Genomic DNA, 20683 nt, shown 5'->3' on the forward strand with positions numbered 1-20683 from the left:
AGAACAGGAGCGGATCATGTGGAGCTTGTTGGACGAGGTGGTCCGGCGTCAGAAGGCAGGTGAGCCCAGTGGCATCACCTCCGTCTGTTCGGCGCATCCGCTGGTGATCGAGGCGGCTGTGCTCCAGGCGCGCGAAACCGGGAGGCAGGTTTTGGTGGAGGCGACCTCCAACCAGGTCGACCAGTACGGCGGTTACACGGGCATGCGACCCGACGACTTCCGTGACCTGGTGTACGCCATCGCCACCGAGCAGGGTCTACCACTGGACCGCGTCATCCTCGGCGGTGACCACCTTGGCCCCAACCGGTGGCGCGCCCTGCCACCGGACCAGGCGATGGAGCGGGCCGAAGCCCTTGTCGCCGCCTACGTCACGGCCGGTTTCACCAAAATCCACCTGGACTGCAGCTTCCCCTGCGCGGGCGACCCCACGCCGCTCACCGACGACGTGGTCGCCGAGCGCGCCGCCCGGTTGATACGGGTGGCCGAGGACACGGCGGGGGAGCGCGGCGCCGCCCGGATCCGCTACGTGATCGGAACAGAGGTGCCGACGCCCGGTGGCGCTCACGAAACACTGAACGAACTCATGCCCACCTCGGCGCAGGCCGCACGGGCGACCCTGGAACGTCACCGCGAGGCGTTCGCCGGGCACGGGCTTGAGGACGTCTGGCCCCGCGTCATGGCACTCGTCGTCCAGCCGGGCGTGGAGTTCGACCATCAGCAGGTGATCGACTACCGGCCGGAGAGGACCGCGGAGCTCGGAGCGGTCCTCAACGAGGAGCCCACCATGGCGTTCGAGGCGCACTCGACCGACTACCAACTGGCCGAAGCACTCACAGCACTGGTCAAGGACCACTGGGCCGTCCTCAAGGTCGGTCCCGGGCTGACCTTCGCGCTCCGTGAGGCGCTGTTCGCTCTCGCAGCCATCGAGGACGAACTGGTGCCCGTGGGCGAACGGTCCCGGCTGCCCGAGGCCGTCGAACAGCGGATGCTCGCCGAGCCCGACCACTGGGAGGGCCACTACCCGAGCGACGACACCGAGCGGCGCCTCGCCCGGCGCTACAGCTACAGCGACCGGATGCGCTACTACTGGCCGGATCCCGAGGTGACCGAAGCGCAGGAGCGACTCCTCGGCAACCTCGCGGCGCGGGACATTCCGCTATCGCTCCTCAGCGCCTATCTGCCCAATCAGTACGCGCGCGTTCGCCGCGGGGAACTCGCCGCGAAGCCGCGGGCGTTGGTGATCGACCACATCCGCGATGTGCTGCGCGACTACGATCGCGCGTGCGATCCCCACCACAAGGAGTATTCGTGACCGGCCTTCTCGGCGCCCTGGCTCGCAACACCGGGGCCAGTGACACTGTCCGTGAGATTACGCAGCAGCCCGGCATCTGGCGGGAAATCGACGGTATCGTCGCCGCCTCCCGGGCCACGCTCGACGGATTCCTCCAGCCGCTGGTGGCTCGCGACCACCTGCGCGTGGTGCTCACCGGCGCCGGCACCTCGGGCTTCGCGGGGCAGGTGCTGGCCACGACACTGGCGCGGCGGCTCGGGCGGCGAGTCGACGCCGTGTCCACCACGGACATCGTCGCCGACCCGCGAGGCTGCTTCGCCGAGGATCTGCCGACCCTTCTCGTCTCCTTCGCCCGGTCCGGGGACAGCCCGGAGAGCCTCGCGGCCACCGGACTCGCCGAGCAGTGCCTGTCGGATGTGCACCACCTCGTGATCACCTGCAATGAGGAGGGGCGGCTGGCTCGGGAACATTCCGGGAGGACCACCTCGTGTGTGCTCCTGATGCCGCCCGCCTCCAATGACCGTGGCTTCGCGATGACATCGAGTTTCACCGGAATGACGCTCGCCGCCCTGCTCGCCCTCGGTGGAACCGCCTATGCCGGTGTCGCGGAGCGGCTGGCCCGGGCAGCCGAGCGGATCACTCAGGACGGCGTCTTCGACAAGAACATCGGCGCGCTACTGGCCCGCGATCCCGAACGGATCGTCTACCTGGGCAGCGGGGCTCTCAGGGGGTTGGCCGCGGAGTCGGCGCTGAAGGCGCTCGAACTGACCGGCGGGGCGATCGTCACGACCTCGGACTCCGCCCTGGGATTCCGCCACGGCCCCAAGGCCGTGCTGAGTGAGCGCACCGTTGTGATCGTGTACGTGTCGAACGACCCGTACACCCGCCAGTACGATCTGGACATCATCGCAGAACTACGCTCGACCATGCCGCCCGGCAGTGTTATCGCGATCGAAGCCGGGACCGACGGCACGCCGGACGAGGAGAACTGGCTGCTCCATGGTGTCGAGGACATCGAGGACGCGGCGCTGGCCCTGCCCGCCGTCGTATGTGCCCAGCTCATCGGCCTCAACGCCGCTGTGCTCCGAGGAACCCGGCCTGACAACCCGTTCCCTTCGGGCGAGGTCAACCGAGTGGTGCGAGGTGTCACCCTGCACCGGTTGCCGCACTGACATCACAGCACGGCGTTGGCCGGGACGCCGAACCCCGGCCGGCGCCTGGCCCGCGACCGGGCGAGGAGCCTCAGGCGAGCCGCCACTCCTGGTTCTTCCGTCCTCTGACACAGGTCACCTGCCGGACGTTGGCCCCATCCCTGAGCAGCGCATTCCGTACGTCCAGACACATACCGGTGTGCCGGACCACGACCGCGAAGTAACCGTTGTCCCGCTGGACCAACTTCCACTCCTGGTTGCGATGTCCGGGAACACAGGTCCACAACTGGAGGCCGGCACCACTGTGCCTGTCGGCCGGCAGCACCTCCATGCACAGGCCGCTGGCCACGTCCCTGAAGTTGTAGTAACCGCCGCCGGTCGCCGTCAGGTTCCACACCTGACCATCGTGGTCGTCGCTACAGGGCCACTGCTGGACACTGGTCCCCAACTTCAGCTCATCACTCAGAGTGAACACGTCCAGGCACTTGTCGCTGTGCCGGGCCACCAGGATCGCGGTGAACCTGGCCCGAAACCCCTCCCGCGCACCGGCGACCCCGCCGGCCGACGCCCACCCGGCCGACGGGACCGCGAGCAGAGCCGCCGCCAGGACGAACACCTGACCGGCGTGAAAAAGTCTCATCGAGCCCCCCGAGGCACTCCCTGAAGATCAAAAAACCCTTGATAACGCGAAGCGCCCAACGCGACGAACAGCTACGCCAGGCAAGCAACCCGTGTACGCACCTCTTGGAGCCGTCAAGCCCAGGCGAGTCCGCGCCGTCGACTCACGCGAGCCGCCACTCCTGGTTCTTCCGTCCTCTGACACAGGTCCACTGCCGGACGCGGGCACCGTCACGTATGTCACTGTCCATCACCTGCAGGCACTTGCCGCTGTGCCGGGCCACCAGGACGAAGTAACCGTCATCCCGCTGGCTGAGCCCCCATTCCTGGTTCCGGGCCCCGATCAGGCAGGTCCACTGCTGGATGCCGGCCCCGATGCTCAAGCTGTCGCCCAGCACGTCCATGCACTTACCGCTGTGCGTGGCCTTGAGGGTGTAGTAGCCGCCACCTGTCGCCGTCAGACTCCACTCCTGATTTCCCTTGTCATTACAGGTCCACTGCTGGATGTTGGCCCCGTCGTCCATCCCGCCGCCCTGCACGTCCAGGCACTTGCCACTGTGCCGGGCCACCAGGCCGGCCGTGAATCTACCCCCACCCCATTCCGGCGCACCGGTGGCCACGACCTCCGCCGCCGGCGTACCGGCGACCGGGACGACAAACAGGGTCGCGGCCAGAGCCAGGACCTGACCTGCGCCAACGAGTCCCATCGAACCTCCCGAGACGCTCCTTAAAGATCAACAAACCCTTGATAACACGGATCACCCAACGTAGCGAACAGCTACGTTAAGTAATGACGTCGTGTCGCATCCCCGGTGGCGTCTCGTCGAACAATGGCGAGACAGGCGTCTCCGCACAGCGCGCGACCGCCGGGAGCCTTTCCGCGAACGCGGAGCAGCCTCCGGTTCAGGATCGGGAACGGGGCAAAACCAACCTCTCGGTGTCAGTGCGGCGTTCCCGTCGCAACCGGCCGCACAGGTCCACGTTGCCGCAGGACGCCGAATTCGCGACCTTCGTTGAGGAACGGAACATCGGGCCCCGACAGCACTCCGCGACGACGAACGGCCCGGCGCGGGCCGGGCCGTTCGTGAGGGGGTTCCCTACTTCTTCTGCGCCTGGCGCTTCTCCCGGATCTTCATGGTGACCTCGATGGGCGATCCGGCGAAGCCGAACTCCTCGCGGATCCGGCGCTCGATGAAGCGGCGGTAGGTCTCCTCCAGGAAGCCCGAGGTGAACAGCACGAACTTCGGCGGCTCCGTCGACGCCTGGGTGGCGAAGAGGATCTTGGGCTGCTTACCGCTGCGGACCGGCGGCGGGGTGGCCGCGACCAGGTCGGTCAGGAAGGCATTGAGGCGGGCGGTGGGCACCCGGGTCGACCAGGAGTCGAGCGCCTTCTCGATCGCCGGGACGAGCCGGTCGACGTGCCAACCGGTCTTGGCGGAGATGTTGGCCCGCAGCGCCCACGGCACCCGGACGAGCTGGCGGTCGATCTCCTTCTCCAGGTAGTAGCGGCGGTCTGAGTCCAGCAGGTCCCACTTGTTGAACGCCACGACCATGCACCGGCCGGACTCGATCACCAGCGAGATGATCCGCAGGTCCTGCTCGGTCAGCACCTCGCTGGCGTCGATGAGCACCACCGCGATCTCCGAGCGCTCCAGCGCGGCCCTGGTACGCATGCTCGCGTAGAAGTCGGCGCCCTTGAGCTCGCGGTCACGCCGCCGGATGCCCGCGGTGTCGACGAAGCGCCAGGTCTTGCCGCCGAGCTCGACCAGTTCGTCCACCGGGTCGCGGGTGGTGCCCGCCATCGGGTCGACGAGCACCCGCTCCTGGCCGGCGAGCTGGTTCAGCAGCGAGGACTTGCCCACGTTGGGCTTGCCGACCAGGGCGACCCTGCGCGGCCCGCGTTCGGCGCCGAACCGCTGCTCGGGCGTGTCCGGCAGCTTTTCCAGGATCACGTCCAGCAGGTCACCGCTGGAGCGGCCGTGCAGCGCGGAGACCGGCTGCGGCTCGCCGAGGCCGAGAGACCAGAGCCCGGCGGCCTCCAGCTCCATCTGCTGGTTGTCGACCTTGTTGGCGGCGAGGATGACCGGCTTGCCCGACCCGCGCAGCACATGGCCGACGATCTCGTCCGCGTCGGTCACGCCCACCACGGCGTCGACCACGAACAGGATCACATCGGCCAGCTCGGCCGCCACCTGGGCCTGCTCGGCGATCTTCAGCGCCATGCCGGTCGCGTCGGGGTCCCAACCACCGGTGTCGACCACCGTGAACCGGCGCCCGCGCCAGGTGGCGTCGTAGGTGACCCGGTCGCGGGTCACCCCCGGCACGTCCTCCACGACCGCCTCGCGGCGGCCGATGATCCGGTTGACCAGTGTGGACTTGCCCACGTTGGGGCGGCCCACCACGGCCACGACCGGCTGCGGGGCGGTGTCCGGCCCCGCCTCCTGAGAGCTGTGATCGGTCCCTGAATCGGCGAGCTCCGCGTCGATCCAGCCGTTGTCGTCGTCGTATTCCCCGGTCACACTTTTTCCTTAATCACACGCAGTATCTCGGCGACGACCTCTTCGAGGTTCAGCGCCGTGGTGTCGAGTTCGACGGCGTCGGCCGCCTTCGCCAGCGGGTCGGCTTTCCTGGTCGAGTCGAGGGTGTCCCGGCGGGCCATCGCGGCCCGCTGTACCTCCACCGTGGTGCCGGTGAGCTCCGCCGTGCGGCGCAGCGCCCTGGCGTCCGCGCTCGCGGTCAGGTAGATCTTGACCACCGCGTCGGGCGCCACCACCGTGCCGATGTCACGGCCCTCGACGACGATGCCGCCGGCACCGATGATCTCACGCTGCTCGGCCACCAGGCGGCGCCGTACCTCGGGTACCGCGCTGACCGCCGAGACGGCCGCGGTGACCTCGGCGGTACGGATCGGCCCGGCGGCGTCGACACCGTCGACCGCCACCGTGGGGGCGTCGGGGTCGGCGCCCAGGGTGAGGATCGGGTCGAGTGCCCTGGCCGCGATCGCCTCGGGGTCGGCGAGGTCGACGCCCCGCTGGAGCATCCACCAGGTGATCGCCCGGTACATCGCCCCGGTATCGAGATAACGCAGCCCCAGCGCCCGCGCCACCCCTCGTGACGCGCTCGACTTGCCCGATCCCGAAGGACCGTCCATGGCGACGACCAGTCCGGTCACGACGCCTTCTCCCTTGCAGCCCGCTTCAGTTGTCCGTACGAGGCTACCGGGAGCCGGGCGGGAACCGCGCATCGAGCGAGCGGGCCACCGCGGGAGGTGGCCCGCGCGGAAAGCCGTCCCAGACGCCGAAAACGGCATGCGAACCAGACGATCACAAGGTCCGCGCACGGAGCGCATCGAGCGAACGACCCCGCGGAGAACCGCCCCAGACGATCACGACGCTCCCCGTACGGGGAGCGTCGGGCGCCTACGGCAGGTGCCAGCCGTGCGCGCGCAGGGCCTCGGACAGCCTCGGCACCGCCTCCGGCTGCACCGAGAGATCGGCGGCGCCCAGCGGCAGGCCGGGGGCGTGCTCAAGCCGGACGTCCTCGATGTTGACGCCCGCCTCCTTGGCCACCTGGAACAGCCGGGCCAGCTCGCCGGGGCGGTCACCGATGATGACCTGGACCGTCGCATAGGCGCGCGCGGGGCCTCCGTGCTTGCCGGGGATCCTGCCGGTGCCCGTGACGCCTCGGTGCAGCAGTTCGGTGACGCGGGCCATGGCCCCGGGATCGGCGGCCTCCCTGAGCGCGGCGGCCGCGGCGGCCAGGTCGGCCGCCACCGCCTCCAGCACCTCGGCCACCGGCAGCGCGTTGCCCGACAGGATCCCGGTCCACAGCCTCGGGTCGCCCGCCGCGATGCGGGTGACGTCGCGCACCCCCGGCCCGGCCAGGCCGAGCGCGGTGGCCGGCGCGTCCGCGAGACGGGCGGCCACCGCGGAGGCGGTCACATGCGGGGCGTGCGAGACGATCGCGACGGCCCTGTCGTGCTCCTCGGCGCCGACCCTGACCGCCTCGCCGCCGCAGAGCTTGACGAGGCCGTACATGGCCTCCACCGCGTCGGGCGAGGTCTCCTCGGTCGGGCAGAGCGCCCACGGGCGCCCGAGGAAGATGTCGGCCCGCGCCGCGGCGGGCCCGGAGCGCTCACGGCCGGCGAGCGGGTGTCCGGCGACGTAGCTCGTCAGGTCGCAGCCGAGGCTCGCGGCCTCTCTGAGCGGAAGGGCCTTGACGCTGGCCACGTCCGTGTAGAAACGGGCCGCGCCCTCCTTCTGGAGGGCGGCGAGCCGCCCCGCGACCGCATGGGGCGGAACCGCGATGACCGCGACGTCCACTCGCACGCCCTCGGCCCACTCCACCCCGGCGCCCAGTTCGCGTGCCAGCCGCAGGGAGCCCTCGTCCCGGTCCGCCAGGTGGACGGCGACGCCCTGCTCGCGCAGGGCCAGGGCGATCGAGGTGCCGATCAGCCCGGTACCGACGACCAGGACGCTCTCCAGACCGCTCACGCCCACTCCCCCGAGATCACGATGCCTAAAGGACTCACTGGGCGATGTCCACCCGAAGGGCGACCGCGCCGCGCAGGTAGACGTGCTGGACCTCCTGGCGGGGCCGGTCGACCTCGACATGGGCCATCAGCCGGACCACGCGGGGCAGGGCGCCCGGCACGTCGATCTCGGAAGCGCAGATCAACGGGACATCGTGGAAACCAAGCTTGCGGGCGGCCAAGGCGGGAAACTCGGCGGTGAGATCGGGCGTGGCCGTGAAGATCACACTGATCACGTCCTCGGTGGTGAGCCTGTTGCGCCCCATCACCTCCGTGACCAGTTCGGTGACTCCGGACAGGATCGCGTCCCGGTCGTTCGCCTCGACCTGAATCGCACCGCGGATCGCCCGCACCATCGTCGTTCCTCCATATCCACCCACGCCGGACCACCCCGAGGGGTGATCCGGCGCGTCCTGAACGTGCGTGTCAGGGAAGGCTACAGCCCGACCGCGGCGTAGAGTTCCCCGACCTCCGTGAGGGTCAGCGCACGGAGGGTGCCCGGCTTGAGGCGGCCGAGCTTGACCGGGCCGAACTCGATACGGGCCAGGTCGATGACCGGGTGCCCGACCTCCTCCAGCATGCGGCGGACGATGTGCTTGCGGCCCTCGTGCAGCACGATCTCGACCAGGGCCTGCTGGCCGTGCTCCTGGACCAGGGTGAAGGAGTCGGCCTTGGCCAGGCCGTCCTCCAGCTCGATGCCCTTCTTCAGCCGGCGGCCGAGATCGCGCTCGATCCGGCCGGGGACCTTGGCCCAGTACTTCTTCTGCACGCCGTAGCTCGGGTGGGTGAGCCTGTTGGCCAGCTCGCCGTCGTTGGTGAGCAGGATCAGGCCCTCGGTCTCGGTGTCGAGACGGCCCACGTGGAACAGGCGCTCGGTGCGGTCGGCCACGAAGTCGGCCAGCGAGGGGCGGCCGTCCGGGTCGGACATGGTGCTGACGACGCCGATCGGCTTGTTGATCGCGAAGTAGACCAGGTCGGGCATCGTCGGCAGGCGCTTGCCGTCGACGTGGATGACCTGCTTGGCGGGATCGACCCGGGCGCCGAAGCGGCGGACCACCTGGCCGTCGACGGTCACCCTGCCGTCGCCGATCATGTCCTCGCAGGCCCGGCGGCTGGCGACGCCCGCCTGGGCGAGGACCTTCTGCAGCCGGACGCCGTCGGGGACCTCGGTGGTGTCGCGCTCGTCGACGTAGTCACGGTCGTAGAAGTCGGAGTCCCGCTTGGGCTGGCGGGCGGTCTTGAACCGGTCGTTCGCGATCGCGCCGGGCCGCAGCGGGGCCTTCGCCTCCGGAGCGCGGCCGGTGGAGCGGCCGGCGGGGGCGCGACGCTCGCCGTACGCCCCGGCGCGGTCACCGCCGATCGTCTGGACGTCGTCCCGGCGGCCGGTCCTGCCGAAGCGGGCGCGGGAACCACCGGCGGGCGCGCCACCGCGACCACGGTCGGAACCGGGCCTGCCACGCGAGCCGTCCCGGTCCGCACGGAAACCACCCTGCGAACCACCGCGGTCGTCACGACGCGGGGCATCGGACCGGAAATCGCTCCTCGGACCGCCACGGTCCTCACGGCGCGGAGCGTCGGAGCGGTAGCCGCCCTGGGAGCCCTCGGAGGGCCTGCCGTACCGGCTCCTCGAACCGTCGCGGGACCCGCCGAACGACGAACCGCCGCGATCATCGCGACGCGGCCCGTCGGACCGGTAACCGCCACGATCGTCCCGGCGCGGGCCGTCGGACCGGTAACCGCCCTGCGAACCACCCGAGGGCCTGCTCCCGTACGAGCCGCGCGAACCATCACGCTCAGCACGGAAACCACCACGATCGTCACGGCGCGGACCGTCAGCGCGGAAACCGCCCTGCGAACCGCCACGGTCGTCCCGGCGCGGACCGTCGGACCGGAAACCGCCCTGCGAACCACCCGAGGGCCTGCTCCCGTACGAGCCGCGCGAACCATCACGCTCAGCACGGAAACCACCACGATCGTCACGACGCGGACCGTCAGCACGGTAACCGCCCTGCGAACCACCACGGTCGTCACGGCGCGGACCGTCGGACCGGAAACCACCCGAGGACCTGCCGGACGAGCTGCGCGAACCGTCGCGCTCGGCGCGGAAACCACCGCGGTCGTCACGACGCGGACCGTCCGAACGGTAACCGCCCTGCGAACCACCACGGGAGCCCCCTGACGAGGACCTGCCGGACGAGGATCCGCCTCGGGAGGATCCGCCCCGGAATCCACCGGACTGCGAGCCCCCACGGGGATTGCCACCGCGCGGGGCTCCGCCACGGCCTTGACCGCGTCCATCACCGGACGGGGTGCTACGGCTGTTGTTCACTGCTTCTGCTCCTCTAGGGATTCCATGTCGTCGGGCAGGAAAGGCGCCAGTTCTGGAAGCTCGTCGAGCCCCCGCAGGCCCATCCTCTCGAGAAAATACGAACTTGTCCGGTAGAGCACGGCTTGGCCCTCCGGTTCGGTGCCGGCCTCCTCGACCAGCCCCCTCGTCACCAGCGTGCGCATGACGCCGTCGCTGTTGACACCGCGGATGGCCGCCACCCGGGCCCGGCTCACCGGCTGCCGGTAGGCGACCACGGCCAGGGTCTCCAGCGCGGCCTGGGTCAGACGCGTCTGCTGGCCGTCGCGGACGAACCGCTCCACGAGTGAGGCGCACCCGGCCCGCGTGTAGAAACGCCAGCCGCCCGCGACCTCTCTCAGGTCGAAACCCCGCCCGGCTTCGGTGTATTCCGCCGAGAGTTCCCGGAGCACCCTGCCGACCTCGTGGACGGGCCGCTCCAGCACCTGGGCGAGGGTCACCTCGGCGACGGGCTCGTCGACCACCATCAGGATGGCCTCCAGCCCGGCGCGCAGGTCGGGACCGGCGCTCGGCTCAGGCTCGGACGCCACGTCAGTCATCGGCGGGTTCTCTCTTCGGGGTCTCGTCGTAGTCGTCGGCCACGGCGACGTCACCGTCGTCACTGCCGGTCCAGGTCACGTGCAGCTCCCCGAGAGGCTCGATCTGCTCGAAGGAGACGGCCGCCTCCCGGTAGAGTTCCAGGACCGCCAGGAAACGAGCGACGATCTCGAAGGTGCCGGCGCAGTCGGAGGTGAGTGCCCGGAAGGTCGCCCGGCGTAACCGCCGCAGCCGCTCGACAAGGATAACCGCCTGATCGCGGACATTGGCGAGTGGTTGGTAGATGTGGGCCACGGAAACCGACGGGGGCACCTTGGGGGCGAAGGCCCGCCGGGCGATCTCAGCGAGGCGGTCGGGGCCGATGCCGAGGATCAGCTCGGGCAGCAGGCCCGCGAACCGGGCCTCCATCGGCACGGTACGCGGGAAGCGCAGCGCCTCCTCGGCCATCCTGGCGGAGAAGACCTTGACGACCTCCTTGTAGGCCCGGTACTGCAGGAGGCGGGCGAAGAGCAGGTCGCGGGCCTCCAGAAGAGCCAGGTCCTCCTCGTCGTCCACCTCGCCGGCGGGCAACAGCCTGGCCGCCTTGAGGTCGAGCAGGGTCGCCGCGACGAGCAGGAAACGGCTCGTCTGGTCCAGGTCCCACTCCGGGCCCCTGGCCCGGATGTAGGAGATGAACTCGTCGGTGACCTGGCTGAGCGAGACCTCGGTGATGTCCAGTTTGTGCTTGGAGATCAGACCGAGCAGGAGGTCGAATGGGCCTTCGAAGACCTCCAGATGCACCTTGAAGGTGTCATCGGCGGTCTTCGGCTGCTCGGTCATCCCTCCATTGTCCCGTACCGGCGGGTGGGATCACCGCTCCAGCGCGGCCCACCTGGCGAGAACTTCCCTGGCGAGCTCGCGGTACGCGCTGGCGCCGAGCGAGGAGGAGTCGAAGCTGGTGATGGGCTCACCGGCCACGGTCGCGTCGGGGAAGCGAACCGTCCGATTGATCACTGTGTGGTAGACCTTGTCGTCGAACGCCTCGACGACCCGGGCCAGCACCTCGCGGCCGTGCAGGGTGCGCGCGTCGTACATGGTGGCGAGCAGGCCCTCGATGACCAGCTCGTCGTTGATGCGCTCCTGGACCTTGATGATGGTGTCCATGAGCAGCGCGACACCGCGCAACGCGAAGAACTCGCACTCCAGCGGCACCATGACGCCGTGCGCGCAGGCCAGCGCGTTGATCGTGAGCAGCCCCAGGGAGGGCTGGCAGTCGATCAGGCAGACGTCGTACTCGGGCAGGAGGGGCTTGATGACCCGGCCGAGCACCTGCTCGCGGGCGACCTCCGTGACGAGCTGGACCTCGGCGGCCGACAGGTCGATGTTGCTGGGCAGCAGGTCCATGCCCTCGACACCGGTCTCCAGCAGCACGTCCCTGGCCGTGATCTGCCGCTCCATGAGGAGGTTGTAGACCGTCAGGTCGAGCTGGAGGGGGTTGATCCCAAGACCGACCGAGAGGGCACCCTGCGGGTCGAAGTCGACCAGCAGAACCTTGAGCCCGGCCTCCGCCAGCGCGGCGCCCAGGTTGATCGTGGTGGTCGTCTTGCCGACGCCGCCCTTCTGGTTGACCATGGCGACGACCCTCGCCGGTCCGTGCACGGCGCGAGGGGGCGGATCAGGGAAAACGGGGCGGGGACGCCCGGTCGGGCCGAGGACTCCCCCACTGCGAGGGGTCCCGGCGGTCTTGGTGTCGCCCCAGGGATTCTCGGGGTTTGCCGGGGCCGCTCCCCGGATAGAACCGTCGGTGGTCACAGTCACCAGTCGAACCTCCCTGACGGCCTCTAACCGGACCGTCCGGACGGACACTATGGCGTCAACACGTATGCGGCAAGGCGGCACGCCCGGACATAAGGAAGGTCAATCCCGCGTGCGCGGATGCGCCACGGCATAGACCTCCCGGAGCCTGTCGACCGTGACCTGCGTGTACACCTGGGTGGTGGTCACCGAGGCGTGGCCGAGTAGTTCCTGAACCACCCTAACGTCCGCACCGCCGTCAAGGAGGTGGGTTGCGAACGAATGTCGCAACATATGTGGCGACACTCCTTCGAGCCCGCCGCGCTCGGCGGCGCCCTGGAGCACCTCCCAGGCTCCCTGCCGGGTGAGCCGGCCACCCCTGGCGTTGAGAAAGAGCCCCGAGGTGCCGCGGCCATGGGAGGCGATGCGGGGGCGGGCACGGGTGAGGTAGGCGCCCAGCGCCTCCCCCGCGAAGCCGCCCAGGGGCACCAGGCGGGTACGCCCGCCCTTACCTCGCAGGCGCACCCGCTGGGCCTCCGCCCCCAGCTCGACGTCGTCGACGGTGAGCCCGACCGCCTCGGAGATACGCGCGCCGGTGCCGTACAGCAGTTCGAGCAGTGCCCGGTTGCGCAGGGTGAGAGGGGCGCCGTCGGGCCCGGAGGCGGCGATCAGGCGCTCCACGTCGCGGACGCTGATCGCCTTGGGCAGCCGCCTGAGCTGGCGCGGCGGGCGCACCTCGTGGGCGGGGTCGTGGTGGCAGAGGCCCTGACTCAGCGCGAAGCGGTGCAGCCCGCGCACCGCGGAGACGGCCCGCGCCGCCGAGGCGGCGACGAGGGCCTGATGCTCCCCGTCGCCCTCCCTGAGCGCCGCCACGAAGGCGGCGACGTCGTCCTCGGCGACCTCGGCGAACGTGACGCGACCGCGGCGCCTGAGATGCTCCACGTATCGCAGGAGGTCACGGCGGTAGGAGGCCAGCGTGTTGGCTGCCAGGCCCCGCTCCCCCGCCAGGTGGGCGAGGTAGCGCAAGAGGACGGCCTCCGTCTCGCTCAGGGTGTCCTCCTGTCATGCCTCCGGTGCGTCGGCGGGCCGCAGCGAGGCGAATCCATCCGCCGAAGCGGCGTATGCGGCGAGAATACCGGCCACGGCTTGGGAATTGTGGATCATTCCCGCCATGGCACGCCGAACCGCGTCGGACAGGGGAATCCAGACCACCGGCATGTCGGCCTCCTCGTGCCGGTGGACGAAGTCCAGCTCCCCCTCGGGAATGGGGGCGACGTCCCTGGCAAGGAAGATCCGGGTGCGCTCGTCGGTCATTCCCGGCGAGGTGAAGGCGTCGACGAGGGTGTGCCAGGTGTCCGCCCGGTAGCCCGCCTCCTCGGCGAGCTCGCGGGCCGCCCCCGCCTGCAGGGACTCTCCGCGGACGTCGCGCAGCCCCGCGGGCAGTTCCCACAGCAGCCGCCTGACGGGGTGGCGGTACTGGCGGATCATCAGGACCCGCTCCCGGTCGTCGAGGGCGACGACGACCACGGAGCCGGGGTGGACCACGTAGTCACGGTTGACGACCTCGCCCTCCGGCATGACCACCGCGTCGGTGACGGCGGTGATGACCCGGGCGCGGAAGTGCTCGGTGGAGGAGGTGACCTTCCACTCCTCGGGAACGTCCAGGACCTCCAGGACGCCCTCGCTCCGTCCCTCTCGCGTGTCGCTCACTTGCCCCGCCCGGCCTTGGCGACGCTGCCACGGGTCTCCGCGTACGCCAGGGCGGCGCCGATCAGGCCCTTGAACAGCGGATGCGCGCGGGTCGGCCGGGAGCGGAACTCGGGGTGCGCCTGGGTGCCGATGAAGAAGGGGTGGAGATCGGTGGGCAGCTCGGCGTACTCCACCAGGCGGCCGTCCGGCGAGAGACCCGAGAAGACCATGCCGACCTTCTCCAGCTGCTCGCGGTAGGAGTTGTTGACCTCGTAGCGGTGGCGGTGACGCTCGTCGACCTTCGCCATGCCGTACAGCTGGCGGGCCAGGGTGCCCTCACCGAGCCTGGCCGGATAGAGGCCCAGCCGCATGGTGCCGCCCATGTCGCGCTCGCCGGAGACGACGTCCTGCTGGTCGGCCATGGTGGAGATGACCGGGTGGGTGGTCTCCTCGTCGAACTCGGTGCTGCCGGCGTCCTCGATGTCCGCGAGGTTGCGGGCCGCCTCGATGACCATGCACTGCATGCCGAGGCAGATGCCGAGCAACGGGATCTTGTTCTCCCTGACGTGCCGGATCGCGCCGACCTTGCCCTCGATGCCGCGCACCCCGAAGCCGCCGGGGACCAGGACGCCGTCGACGCCGTCGAGCTCGCGGGCCGCCCCCTCGGGGGTCTCGCAGTCGTCGCTCTTCACCCAGCGGATGTTGACGCGGGCGTCGTTGGCGAAACCGCCCGCGCGCAGCGCCTCGGTGACCGACAGGTAGGCGTCGGGCAGGTCGATGTACTTGCCGACGAGCGCGATCGTGACCTCGTTGGCCGGGCGGTGCACCCGGCGCAGGAGCTGCTCCCACTCCTTCCAGTCGACGTCCCTGAAGGGCAGGCCGAGGCGGCGCACCACGTAGGCGTCCAGGCCTTCCGCGTGCAGCACCTTGGGGATGTCGTAGATGCTGGCGGCGTCGGCGGCGGAGACGACCGCGTCCTCGTCGACGTCGCACATGAGGCTGATCTTGCGCTTGATCGCGTTCGTGACCGGACGGTCGGAGCGCAGCACGATCGCGTCGGGCTGGATGCCGATGCTGCGCAGCGCGGCGACCGAGTGCTGGGTCGGCTTGGTCTTCAGCTCTCCGCTCGGCCCGATGTACGGCAGCAGCGAGACGTGCAGGAAGAACACGTTGTCGCGGCCGACCTCGTGGCGGACCTGGCGGACGGCCTCCAGGAAGGGCAGCGACTCGATGTCGCCCACGGTGCCGCCGACCTCGGTGATGACCACGTCCACGTCGGGACCGGCCATCGACCGGATGCGGTCCTTGATCTCGTTGGTGATGTGCGGGATGACCTGCACGGTGTCACCGAGATACTCGCCGCGTCGCTCCTTGGCGATGACGTTGGAGTAGACCTGACCGGTGGTCACGTTCGCCGAGCCGTGCAGTTCGGTGTCGAGGAACCGCTCGTAGTGGCCGACGTCGAGGTCGGTCTCGGCGCCGTCGTCCGTGACGAAGACCTCGCCGTGCTGGAACGGATTCATGGTGCCGGGGTCGACATTGAGATAGGGGTCGAGCTTCTGCATGGTGACCCGCAGGCCGCGCAGCTTGAGAAGACGGCCGAGGCTTGACGCCGTCAGTCCCTTACCCAGACTGGAGGCGACGCCGCCTGTGACGAACAGATGCTTGGTGTGTGCGGCGCTGCGCAAGAAGGCTCCCGTGGTGTTGAAGATCAGTCGGCACACCCTTGTGAATGGCCTACAGGTCCACGGGCTCTCAGAATATCAAACGGTACCGGCGAAGTGCCCGAACAACCCCCACCCGCATTCCTACCAAACCTAACCAAGCAGTAACTTGATCCGTTATGTCACTTCGTGGGGTGGTACGGCGTGCCGCGGGCAGCCTGATCCACCGACTCTGGGCGGCGATCCGCGCGGCCGGCACCGTCAGCCCCGCCAGTCCCGCCGGATACCGGTTCCGGCGCCTCGGCGAGGGCGCCTGCCTGTCGTTCCCGGTCGGGGCCGTCTTCGGCGAGGCCTGGATCGAGATCGGCGACCACACCCTGGTCGGCGAGCGGGTCTCCATCTCCGCGGGCATGGGCCCCGGGGTGGACCTGGGCCCGAACTCGATCGTACGGATCGGCGGAAGCTGCTCCATCGGCCGGGGCAGCCACATCGTGGGCCACCAGTCGATAGACATCGGCGACCACGTCTTCACCGGCCCGTACGTCTACATCACCGACCAGAACCATGTCTACGACGACCCCGAGATGCCGATCGGCCGCCAGTGGCCGCGCAACAACCCCGTCTCCATCGGGTCGGGATCATGGCTGGGCACCGGTGCGATCATCCTGCCGGGCACCCGGATCGGCAGGCAGTGCGTGGTGGCCGGCGGGGCCGTGGTGCGCGGGGAGTTCCCCGACCACAGTGTGATCGCGGGCATCCCCGCCAAGGTGGTACGCCACTACGTGCCCGGCGAAGGCTGGCTGCCACCCCACCTCGGCGGCGCGGAGCCTCCCGCCCCGGAGACTCCCCACCGCCCGGAGACCTCCGGCGGCCCGGAGACTCCTGACGGCCCGGAGACCTCCGGCGGCCCGGAGGGCGAGGCCGCGGAGCCGACCGGCGCCCTGGCCGGACCGGCCGTACCGCCTTCCCCGGCGTAGGTCGACCGCACGGTTCCGTACCCGGTCACGACACTGGACCGAACAAGGTTCTGTGACTTACGGTCACCTCATGCGGACCACGATCTGTGAGAGATTCGGCGTCGAGTTCCCGCTCTTCGCCTTCAGCCACTGCCGCGACGTGGTCGCCGCGGTGACCAACGCGGGCGGGTTCGGCGTGCTCGGCGCCGTCGCCTACTCCCCCGGGCAGCTCGACACCGAACTGAGCTGGATCGACGAACACGTCGGCGGCCGCCCGTACGGGGTGGACGTGCTCGTTCCCGGCAAGATCGACGCCTCGGCCGCCAGCCGGAACACCAGCCTCACCGACCACATCCCCCAGCGGCACCGCGACTTCGTGGCACACCTGCTCGGCAAGTACGGCGTGGGCGGGGCCGAGGCGTTCACCCGCGCCACGGCCGGCCGCGCCGACGAGATGGGCCGCCGGGTGACCGCCGAGGGCGCCACCGGGCTGATCGACGTGGCCCTCAAACACCCGATCGGCCTCATCGCCAGCGCGCTCGGCCCGCCTCCGCCGGAGATGACGGCAAAGGCCAGGCAGGCCGGGGTGCCGGTCGCGGCGCTGGTCGGTACCGTCGAGCACGCCCGCCGCCAGGTCGCCGCCGGAGCCGACGTGATCGTGGCCCAGGGCTCCGAGGCGGGTGGCCACACCGGCGAGATCTCCACGATGGTGCTCGTCCCCCAGGTCGTGGACGCGGTGGACGTCCCGGTGCTGGCGGCCGGCGGCATCGCGGGAGGCCGCCAGATGGCCGCCGCGCTCGCGCTGGGCGCCGAGGGGGTGTGGTGCGGTTCGGTCTGGCTGACCACCGAGGAGGCCGAGACCCTGCCCCTGGTCAAGCAGAAGATGCTGGCCGCCACCTCCTCCGACACCGTGCGGTCCCGGTCGCGCACCGGCAAGCCCGCCCGGCAGCTGAGATCCGCCTGGACCGACGAGTGGGACGGGGCCCCGGAGAGCCCGGGCGCGCTGCCGATGCCGCTGCAGATGCTCCTCGCCGAGGGCGCGATGGCCAGGATCGGCAGGGCCGCCGAGAGCGGCTCCCCCGGCGCCGGGGAGCTCGCCACCTACTTCGTCGGGCAGGTCGTCGGACAGATGAACCAGATCAGACCGGCCCGCCGGGTGGTCCACGACATGATCGAGGAGTTCGCCGCCGCGGTCGAGCGCCTCGACCGCCTCACCGGCACCTGACCGGCTCCCCTCCTCGGGTTCCTGCTGTTCCAGCTGTTTCGGCGCGCCCCCGGTTTCGGTGGATTTCTCGGCCTCGGTGACGCCCGATGGGCTCTTTCCGTATCCCCTGGTCACCCGGGACCCCTCCGGCTCCCCGGGGCGGCCACCGAGACCGGAGCGATACCCGGAGAGGGAACCGAGCGGGATCGATCAGCCGCCGTGAGACGTTGGAGGGGGCAGAGAGGACAATGGAGGTGCGATGCTCGCGGCACTGACGGGCCTTGGGCTCTCCACCGCGGCCGGGCTCAACGCCTACATCCCGCTGCTGGTGGTCGGTCTGCTCGCCAACTTCACCGACCAGGTACGGCTGCCACAGGAGTTCGCCTGGCTCGCCAACGGCTGGGTGCTCGGGATCATCGGCGTGCTGCTCCTGGCGGAGTTCGTGTTCGACAAGGTCCCGGTGGTCGACAGCGTCAACGACATGATCCAGACCGTCGTCCGCCCGGCCTCCGGCGGTGTCGTCTTCAGCGCCACCGAGGCCGCGGCCCGGCTGGACGGCTCGACCTGGATGAGCCACAACCCCTGGCTCAGCTGGGTGCTGGGCATCGGGATCGCGCTGGCCGTGCACGTCATGAAGACGACCGCCAGGCCCGTGGTGAACGCCACCACGGCCGGGGTGGGCGCGCCCGTGGTCAGCACCGTCGAGGACGCCGGGGCACTGGGCATCAGCCTGGTGGCGATCTTCCTGCCCGTCCTGGTCGTCCTGGTGGTGGCGGGGCTGGCGCTGCTCGCCTGGTGGGCGATTCGCGGAATACGGCGACGGAGGCGGAGCCGGGTGACCGGCCCGAGCCTGCGATGAGACCGCGCTCGCGGACTATGCTCTAAACATCTCGTCCAACCCCCGTGGGGAGGTGGTTCCGATCGGCGAATTCCTCATGATCCTGCTGGTGATCCTGCTGTTCTTCCTTCTCCTGGGAGCAGTCGGGATCTATCTGCTGGTCAAGGTCGGCAAGAAGGCCACGAAGAAGGCCAAGAGCGTCTCCACCCGGGTCGCCTCCCACATGGCCGCGATGGGCACCGGTGACGCCGCGGAGACCGAACGGATGCGTCTCGACCTGCGGCGCGAGGTCTCCCTGACCCGCCAGGCGGTGGACCACGCGCTGCGCGACGGCTGGGGACTGGGCGATCTGCCCCAGCTGGTGGGAGAGATCGCGACGCACGCCGAGCAGCTCGACGCCCAGCTCGCCCACTACGCCCAGGAGCGGCGGGTCTCGCCCTACATCGACCACACGGCGCTGGGCCGCCTGCGCGAGCACCACGCCAAGCTGACCACGTCCTGCGCCCGGATCAGGGCCGACCTGCGCAACGACCAGATGGCGCACTCGGCCGGGGGCATCGACCAGATCCAGGACCGCACCGACCTGGAGATCGAGGCCCGCCGCCGGGCCCCCGACCCGCTGGACCAGATCGACGAGCTCTACAAACGCACCACGATCAACCGCTCCCTCCCCGACGACCTCCGCTGACCCCGCGCGCGCCGTCGCCGCTCGCGGCGGAGACCCCGGGTGGGGTCAGCGGCGGCTCAGCCTCTGGCGTGCCCCGTACAGAACGGCCCCGATCACCAGGACCGCGCCGCCGGTGAGCACCGCCATCGGCGGGAGGCTGAAGGCCAGCGCGACGCAACCGGCCAGTCCGAGCACGGGAACGGCCCGGGGCGGGCGGCCTTCACCGGGGGGCAGGGTCCAGGCGGAGGCGTTGGCGATGGCGTAGTACACCAGGACGCCGAAGGAGGAGAACCCGATCGCGCCGCGCAGGTCGGTGGTCAGCACGAGTACGACGACGATGACGCCGACGGCGAGTTCCGCCCGGTGCGGCACCTTGAAGCGCGGGTGAACGGCGGCCAGGGCGGGCGGCAGGTACCGGTCCCTGGCCATGGCCATGGTGGTGCGGGAAACCCCGAGGATCAGCGCGAGCAGCGAACCCAGAGCCGCGACCGCGGCACCGGCGCGGACGACCGGGCCCAGGGCCGGCAGGCCCGCGGCGGCGACCACCTCGGCCAGTGGCGCGGAGCTCTCGGCAAGGCGCCGGGGGCCGAGGACGGCCAGGGCGGTGACGGCCACGCAGACGTAGACGACCAGGGTGACGCCCAGCGAGATGGAGATCGCCCGGGGAATGGTGCGAGCGGGATCCCGCACCTCCTCACCCAGGGTGGCGATGCGGGCGTATCCGGCGAAGGCGAAGAACAGCAGGCCCGCGGCCTGCAACACCCCGCCCGCGCCGGCCTCGGAGACGATGTCCGGCAGGACGGGCCGCGCAGGCCCGCTCGTCAGGCCCGCCGCCACCACGGCGGTCAACACGGCCAGCACGACCACGACGATGGTGCGGGTCAGCCACGCGGCCTTTCGCACCCCGGTGTAGTTCAGCGCGGTCAACATCGCCACGGCGGCCACGGCCACCTCCCGCTGGTGTCCCGGCCACAGGTAGAGGCCCACGGTCAGGGCCATCGCCGCGCAGGAGGCGGTCTTGCCGACCACGAAGCTCCACCCCGCCAGGTACCCCCAGAAGGGGCCCAGGCGCATCCGGCCGTACAGGTAGGTGCCGCCGGAGGCGGGGTAGCGCGCCGCCAGCCGTGCCGAGGAGGTGGCGTTGCAGTAGGCCACCGCCGCCGCGAGCGCCAGCCCCAGCAGCAGTCCCGATCCGGCCGCGGCGGCCGCGGGGGCCGGTGCGGCGAAGACCCCGGCTCCGATCATCGCGCCCAGGCCGATCACCACCGCGTCTCCCAGACCCAGGCGACGCTCCAGCCGTTGCTGCCCGGCTCCGGCCGATACCTCCGCCATGGCACACGCTCCGTCCGACATAAAACGAAACTCGATATCGGTTCACGATATCGAGTCGAGCCGTGCA

Annotated in this window: 20 protein-coding genes; 6 read left to right on the top strand and 14 right to left on the bottom strand. The window is 70.3% G+C overall.

Going from position 1 to position 20683, the window contains the following annotated elements; all coding sequences use genetic code 11:
- Positions 1-16 precede the first annotated feature (16 nt).
- The gene (locus ACFQVD_RS16195) at positions 17-1312 is read left to right on the top strand and encodes a D-tagatose-bisphosphate aldolase, class II, non-catalytic subunit (protein ID WP_343968848.1); all 1296 of its coding nucleotides are present in this window, start codon (positions 17-19) and stop codon (positions 1310-1312) included.
- A complete protein-coding gene (locus tag ACFQVD_RS16200; protein ID WP_343968846.1) occupies positions 1309-2463 on the top strand; it encodes an SIS domain-containing protein in 1155 nt (384 codons plus the stop codon). Before ACFQVD_RS16195 ends, ACFQVD_RS16200 begins: the two co-directional genes overlap by 4 nt.
- Before the next feature lie 70 nt (positions 2464-2533).
- Here the strand turns inward: ACFQVD_RS16200 and ACFQVD_RS16205 are convergent, their stop codons facing one another.
- From ACFQVD_RS16205 to ACFQVD_RS16265, 13 genes are all read right to left on the bottom strand, one after another.
- Positions 2534-3082, bottom strand: coding sequence for an RICIN domain-containing protein (locus ACFQVD_RS16205; RefSeq protein WP_343968844.1), 549 nt, complete (start codon positions 3080-3082; stop codon positions 2534-2536).
- Positions 3083-3224: 142 nt separating this feature from the next.
- On the bottom strand, positions 3225-3767 hold the full coding sequence (locus ACFQVD_RS16210; protein WP_343968842.1) for an RICIN domain-containing protein: 543 nt from the start codon (positions 3765-3767) through the stop codon (positions 3225-3227).
- Between the two features lie 390 nt (positions 3768-4157).
- Entirely contained in the window at positions 4158-5579 is a 1422-nt protein-coding gene (gene der / locus ACFQVD_RS16215; RefSeq protein WP_343968840.1) for a ribosome biogenesis GTPase Der, read from the bottom strand.
- On the bottom strand, positions 5576-6232 hold the full coding sequence (gene cmk, locus ACFQVD_RS16220) for a (d)CMP kinase (protein ID WP_343968838.1): 657 nt from the start codon (positions 6230-6232) through the stop codon (positions 5576-5578). The genes der and cmk overlap by 4 nt, the downstream gene beginning before the upstream one ends.
- Before the next feature lie 247 nt (positions 6233-6479).
- Entirely contained in the window at positions 6480-7553 is a 1074-nt protein-coding gene (locus ACFQVD_RS16225) for a prephenate dehydrogenase (RefSeq protein ID WP_364149633.1), read from the bottom strand.
- A 34-nt stretch (positions 7554-7587) separates the two neighbouring features.
- Positions 7588-7947: a chorismate mutase gene (gene aroH, locus ACFQVD_RS16230; protein ID WP_030919183.1), complete on the bottom strand. Its 360-nt coding sequence runs from the start codon at positions 7945-7947 to the stop codon at positions 7588-7590.
- An 80-nt stretch (positions 7948-8027) separates the two neighbouring features.
- Positions 8028-9920, bottom strand: coding sequence for a pseudouridine synthase (locus tag ACFQVD_RS16235; RefSeq protein WP_343968833.1), 1893 nt, complete (start codon positions 9918-9920; stop codon positions 8028-8030).
- Positions 9917-10495, bottom strand: coding sequence for an SMC-Scp complex subunit ScpB (gene scpB, locus ACFQVD_RS16240; protein ID WP_343968831.1), 579 nt, complete (start codon positions 10493-10495; stop codon positions 9917-9919). The genes ACFQVD_RS16235 and scpB overlap by 4 nt, the downstream gene beginning before the upstream one ends.
- A complete protein-coding gene (locus ACFQVD_RS16245) occupies positions 10488-11312 on the bottom strand; it encodes a segregation and condensation protein A (protein WP_343968829.1) in 825 nt (274 codons plus the stop codon). Before ACFQVD_RS16245 ends, scpB begins: the two co-directional genes overlap by 8 nt.
- Before the next feature lie 30 nt (positions 11313-11342).
- Positions 11343-12290, bottom strand: a complete 948-nt coding sequence (locus ACFQVD_RS16250) for a ParA family protein (protein ID WP_343968827.1) — start codon at positions 12288-12290, stop codon at positions 11343-11345.
- Positions 12291-12389: 99 nt separating this feature from the next.
- On the bottom strand, positions 12390-13316 hold the full coding sequence (locus ACFQVD_RS16255) for a tyrosine recombinase (RefSeq protein ID WP_343968936.1): 927 nt from the start codon (positions 13314-13316) through the stop codon (positions 12390-12392).
- A 12-nt stretch (positions 13317-13328) separates the two neighbouring features.
- Entirely contained in the window at positions 13329-13976 is a 648-nt protein-coding gene (locus ACFQVD_RS16260) for an NUDIX hydrolase (RefSeq protein ID WP_343968825.1), read from the bottom strand.
- Positions 13973-15643 carry a CTP synthase gene (locus ACFQVD_RS16265; protein ID WP_343968823.1) on the bottom strand — a complete coding sequence of 557 codons (1671 nt, stop codon included), beginning with the start codon at positions 15641-15643 and terminating at the stop codon, positions 13973-13975. Before ACFQVD_RS16265 ends, ACFQVD_RS16260 begins: the two co-directional genes overlap by 4 nt.
- Before the next feature lie 155 nt (positions 15644-15798).
- Here ACFQVD_RS16265 and ACFQVD_RS16270 point away from each other — a divergent pair, with 155 nt between their 5' ends.
- The 4 genes from ACFQVD_RS16270 to ACFQVD_RS16285 all read left to right on the top strand — a co-directional run bounded on the left by ACFQVD_RS16270 (position 15799) and on the right by ACFQVD_RS16285 (position 19305).
- Positions 15799-16596 (top strand): acyltransferase, encoded by a 798-nt coding sequence (locus tag ACFQVD_RS16270; RefSeq protein ID WP_343968821.1) that lies wholly within the window; start codon positions 15799-15801, stop codon positions 16594-16596.
- Positions 16597-16666: 70 nt separating this feature from the next.
- Entirely contained in the window at positions 16667-17800 is a 1134-nt protein-coding gene (locus ACFQVD_RS16275) for an NAD(P)H-dependent flavin oxidoreductase (RefSeq protein ID WP_343968820.1), read from the top strand.
- 238 nt (positions 17801-18038) lie between these two features.
- On the top strand, positions 18039-18638 hold the full coding sequence (locus tag ACFQVD_RS16280; protein WP_343968819.1) for a DUF4126 domain-containing protein: 600 nt from the start codon (positions 18039-18041) through the stop codon (positions 18636-18638).
- 52 nt (positions 18639-18690) lie between these two features.
- Positions 18691-19305 (top strand): hypothetical protein, encoded by a 615-nt coding sequence (locus ACFQVD_RS16285; RefSeq protein WP_343968817.1) that lies wholly within the window; start codon positions 18691-18693, stop codon positions 19303-19305.
- A 45-nt stretch (positions 19306-19350) separates the two neighbouring features.
- On the opposite strand, the gene ACFQVD_RS16290 is transcribed toward ACFQVD_RS16285, so the two are convergent.
- Positions 19351-20616, bottom strand: coding sequence for an APC family permease (locus ACFQVD_RS16290; protein WP_343968815.1), 1266 nt, complete (start codon positions 20614-20616; stop codon positions 19351-19353).
- Positions 20617-20683: the final 67 nt, after the last annotated feature.

The organism is Streptosporangium amethystogenes subsp. fukuiense (assembly GCF_042665875.1).
GTDB lineage: Bacteria > Actinomycetota > Actinomycetes > Streptosporangiales > Streptosporangiaceae > Streptosporangium > Streptosporangium fukuiense.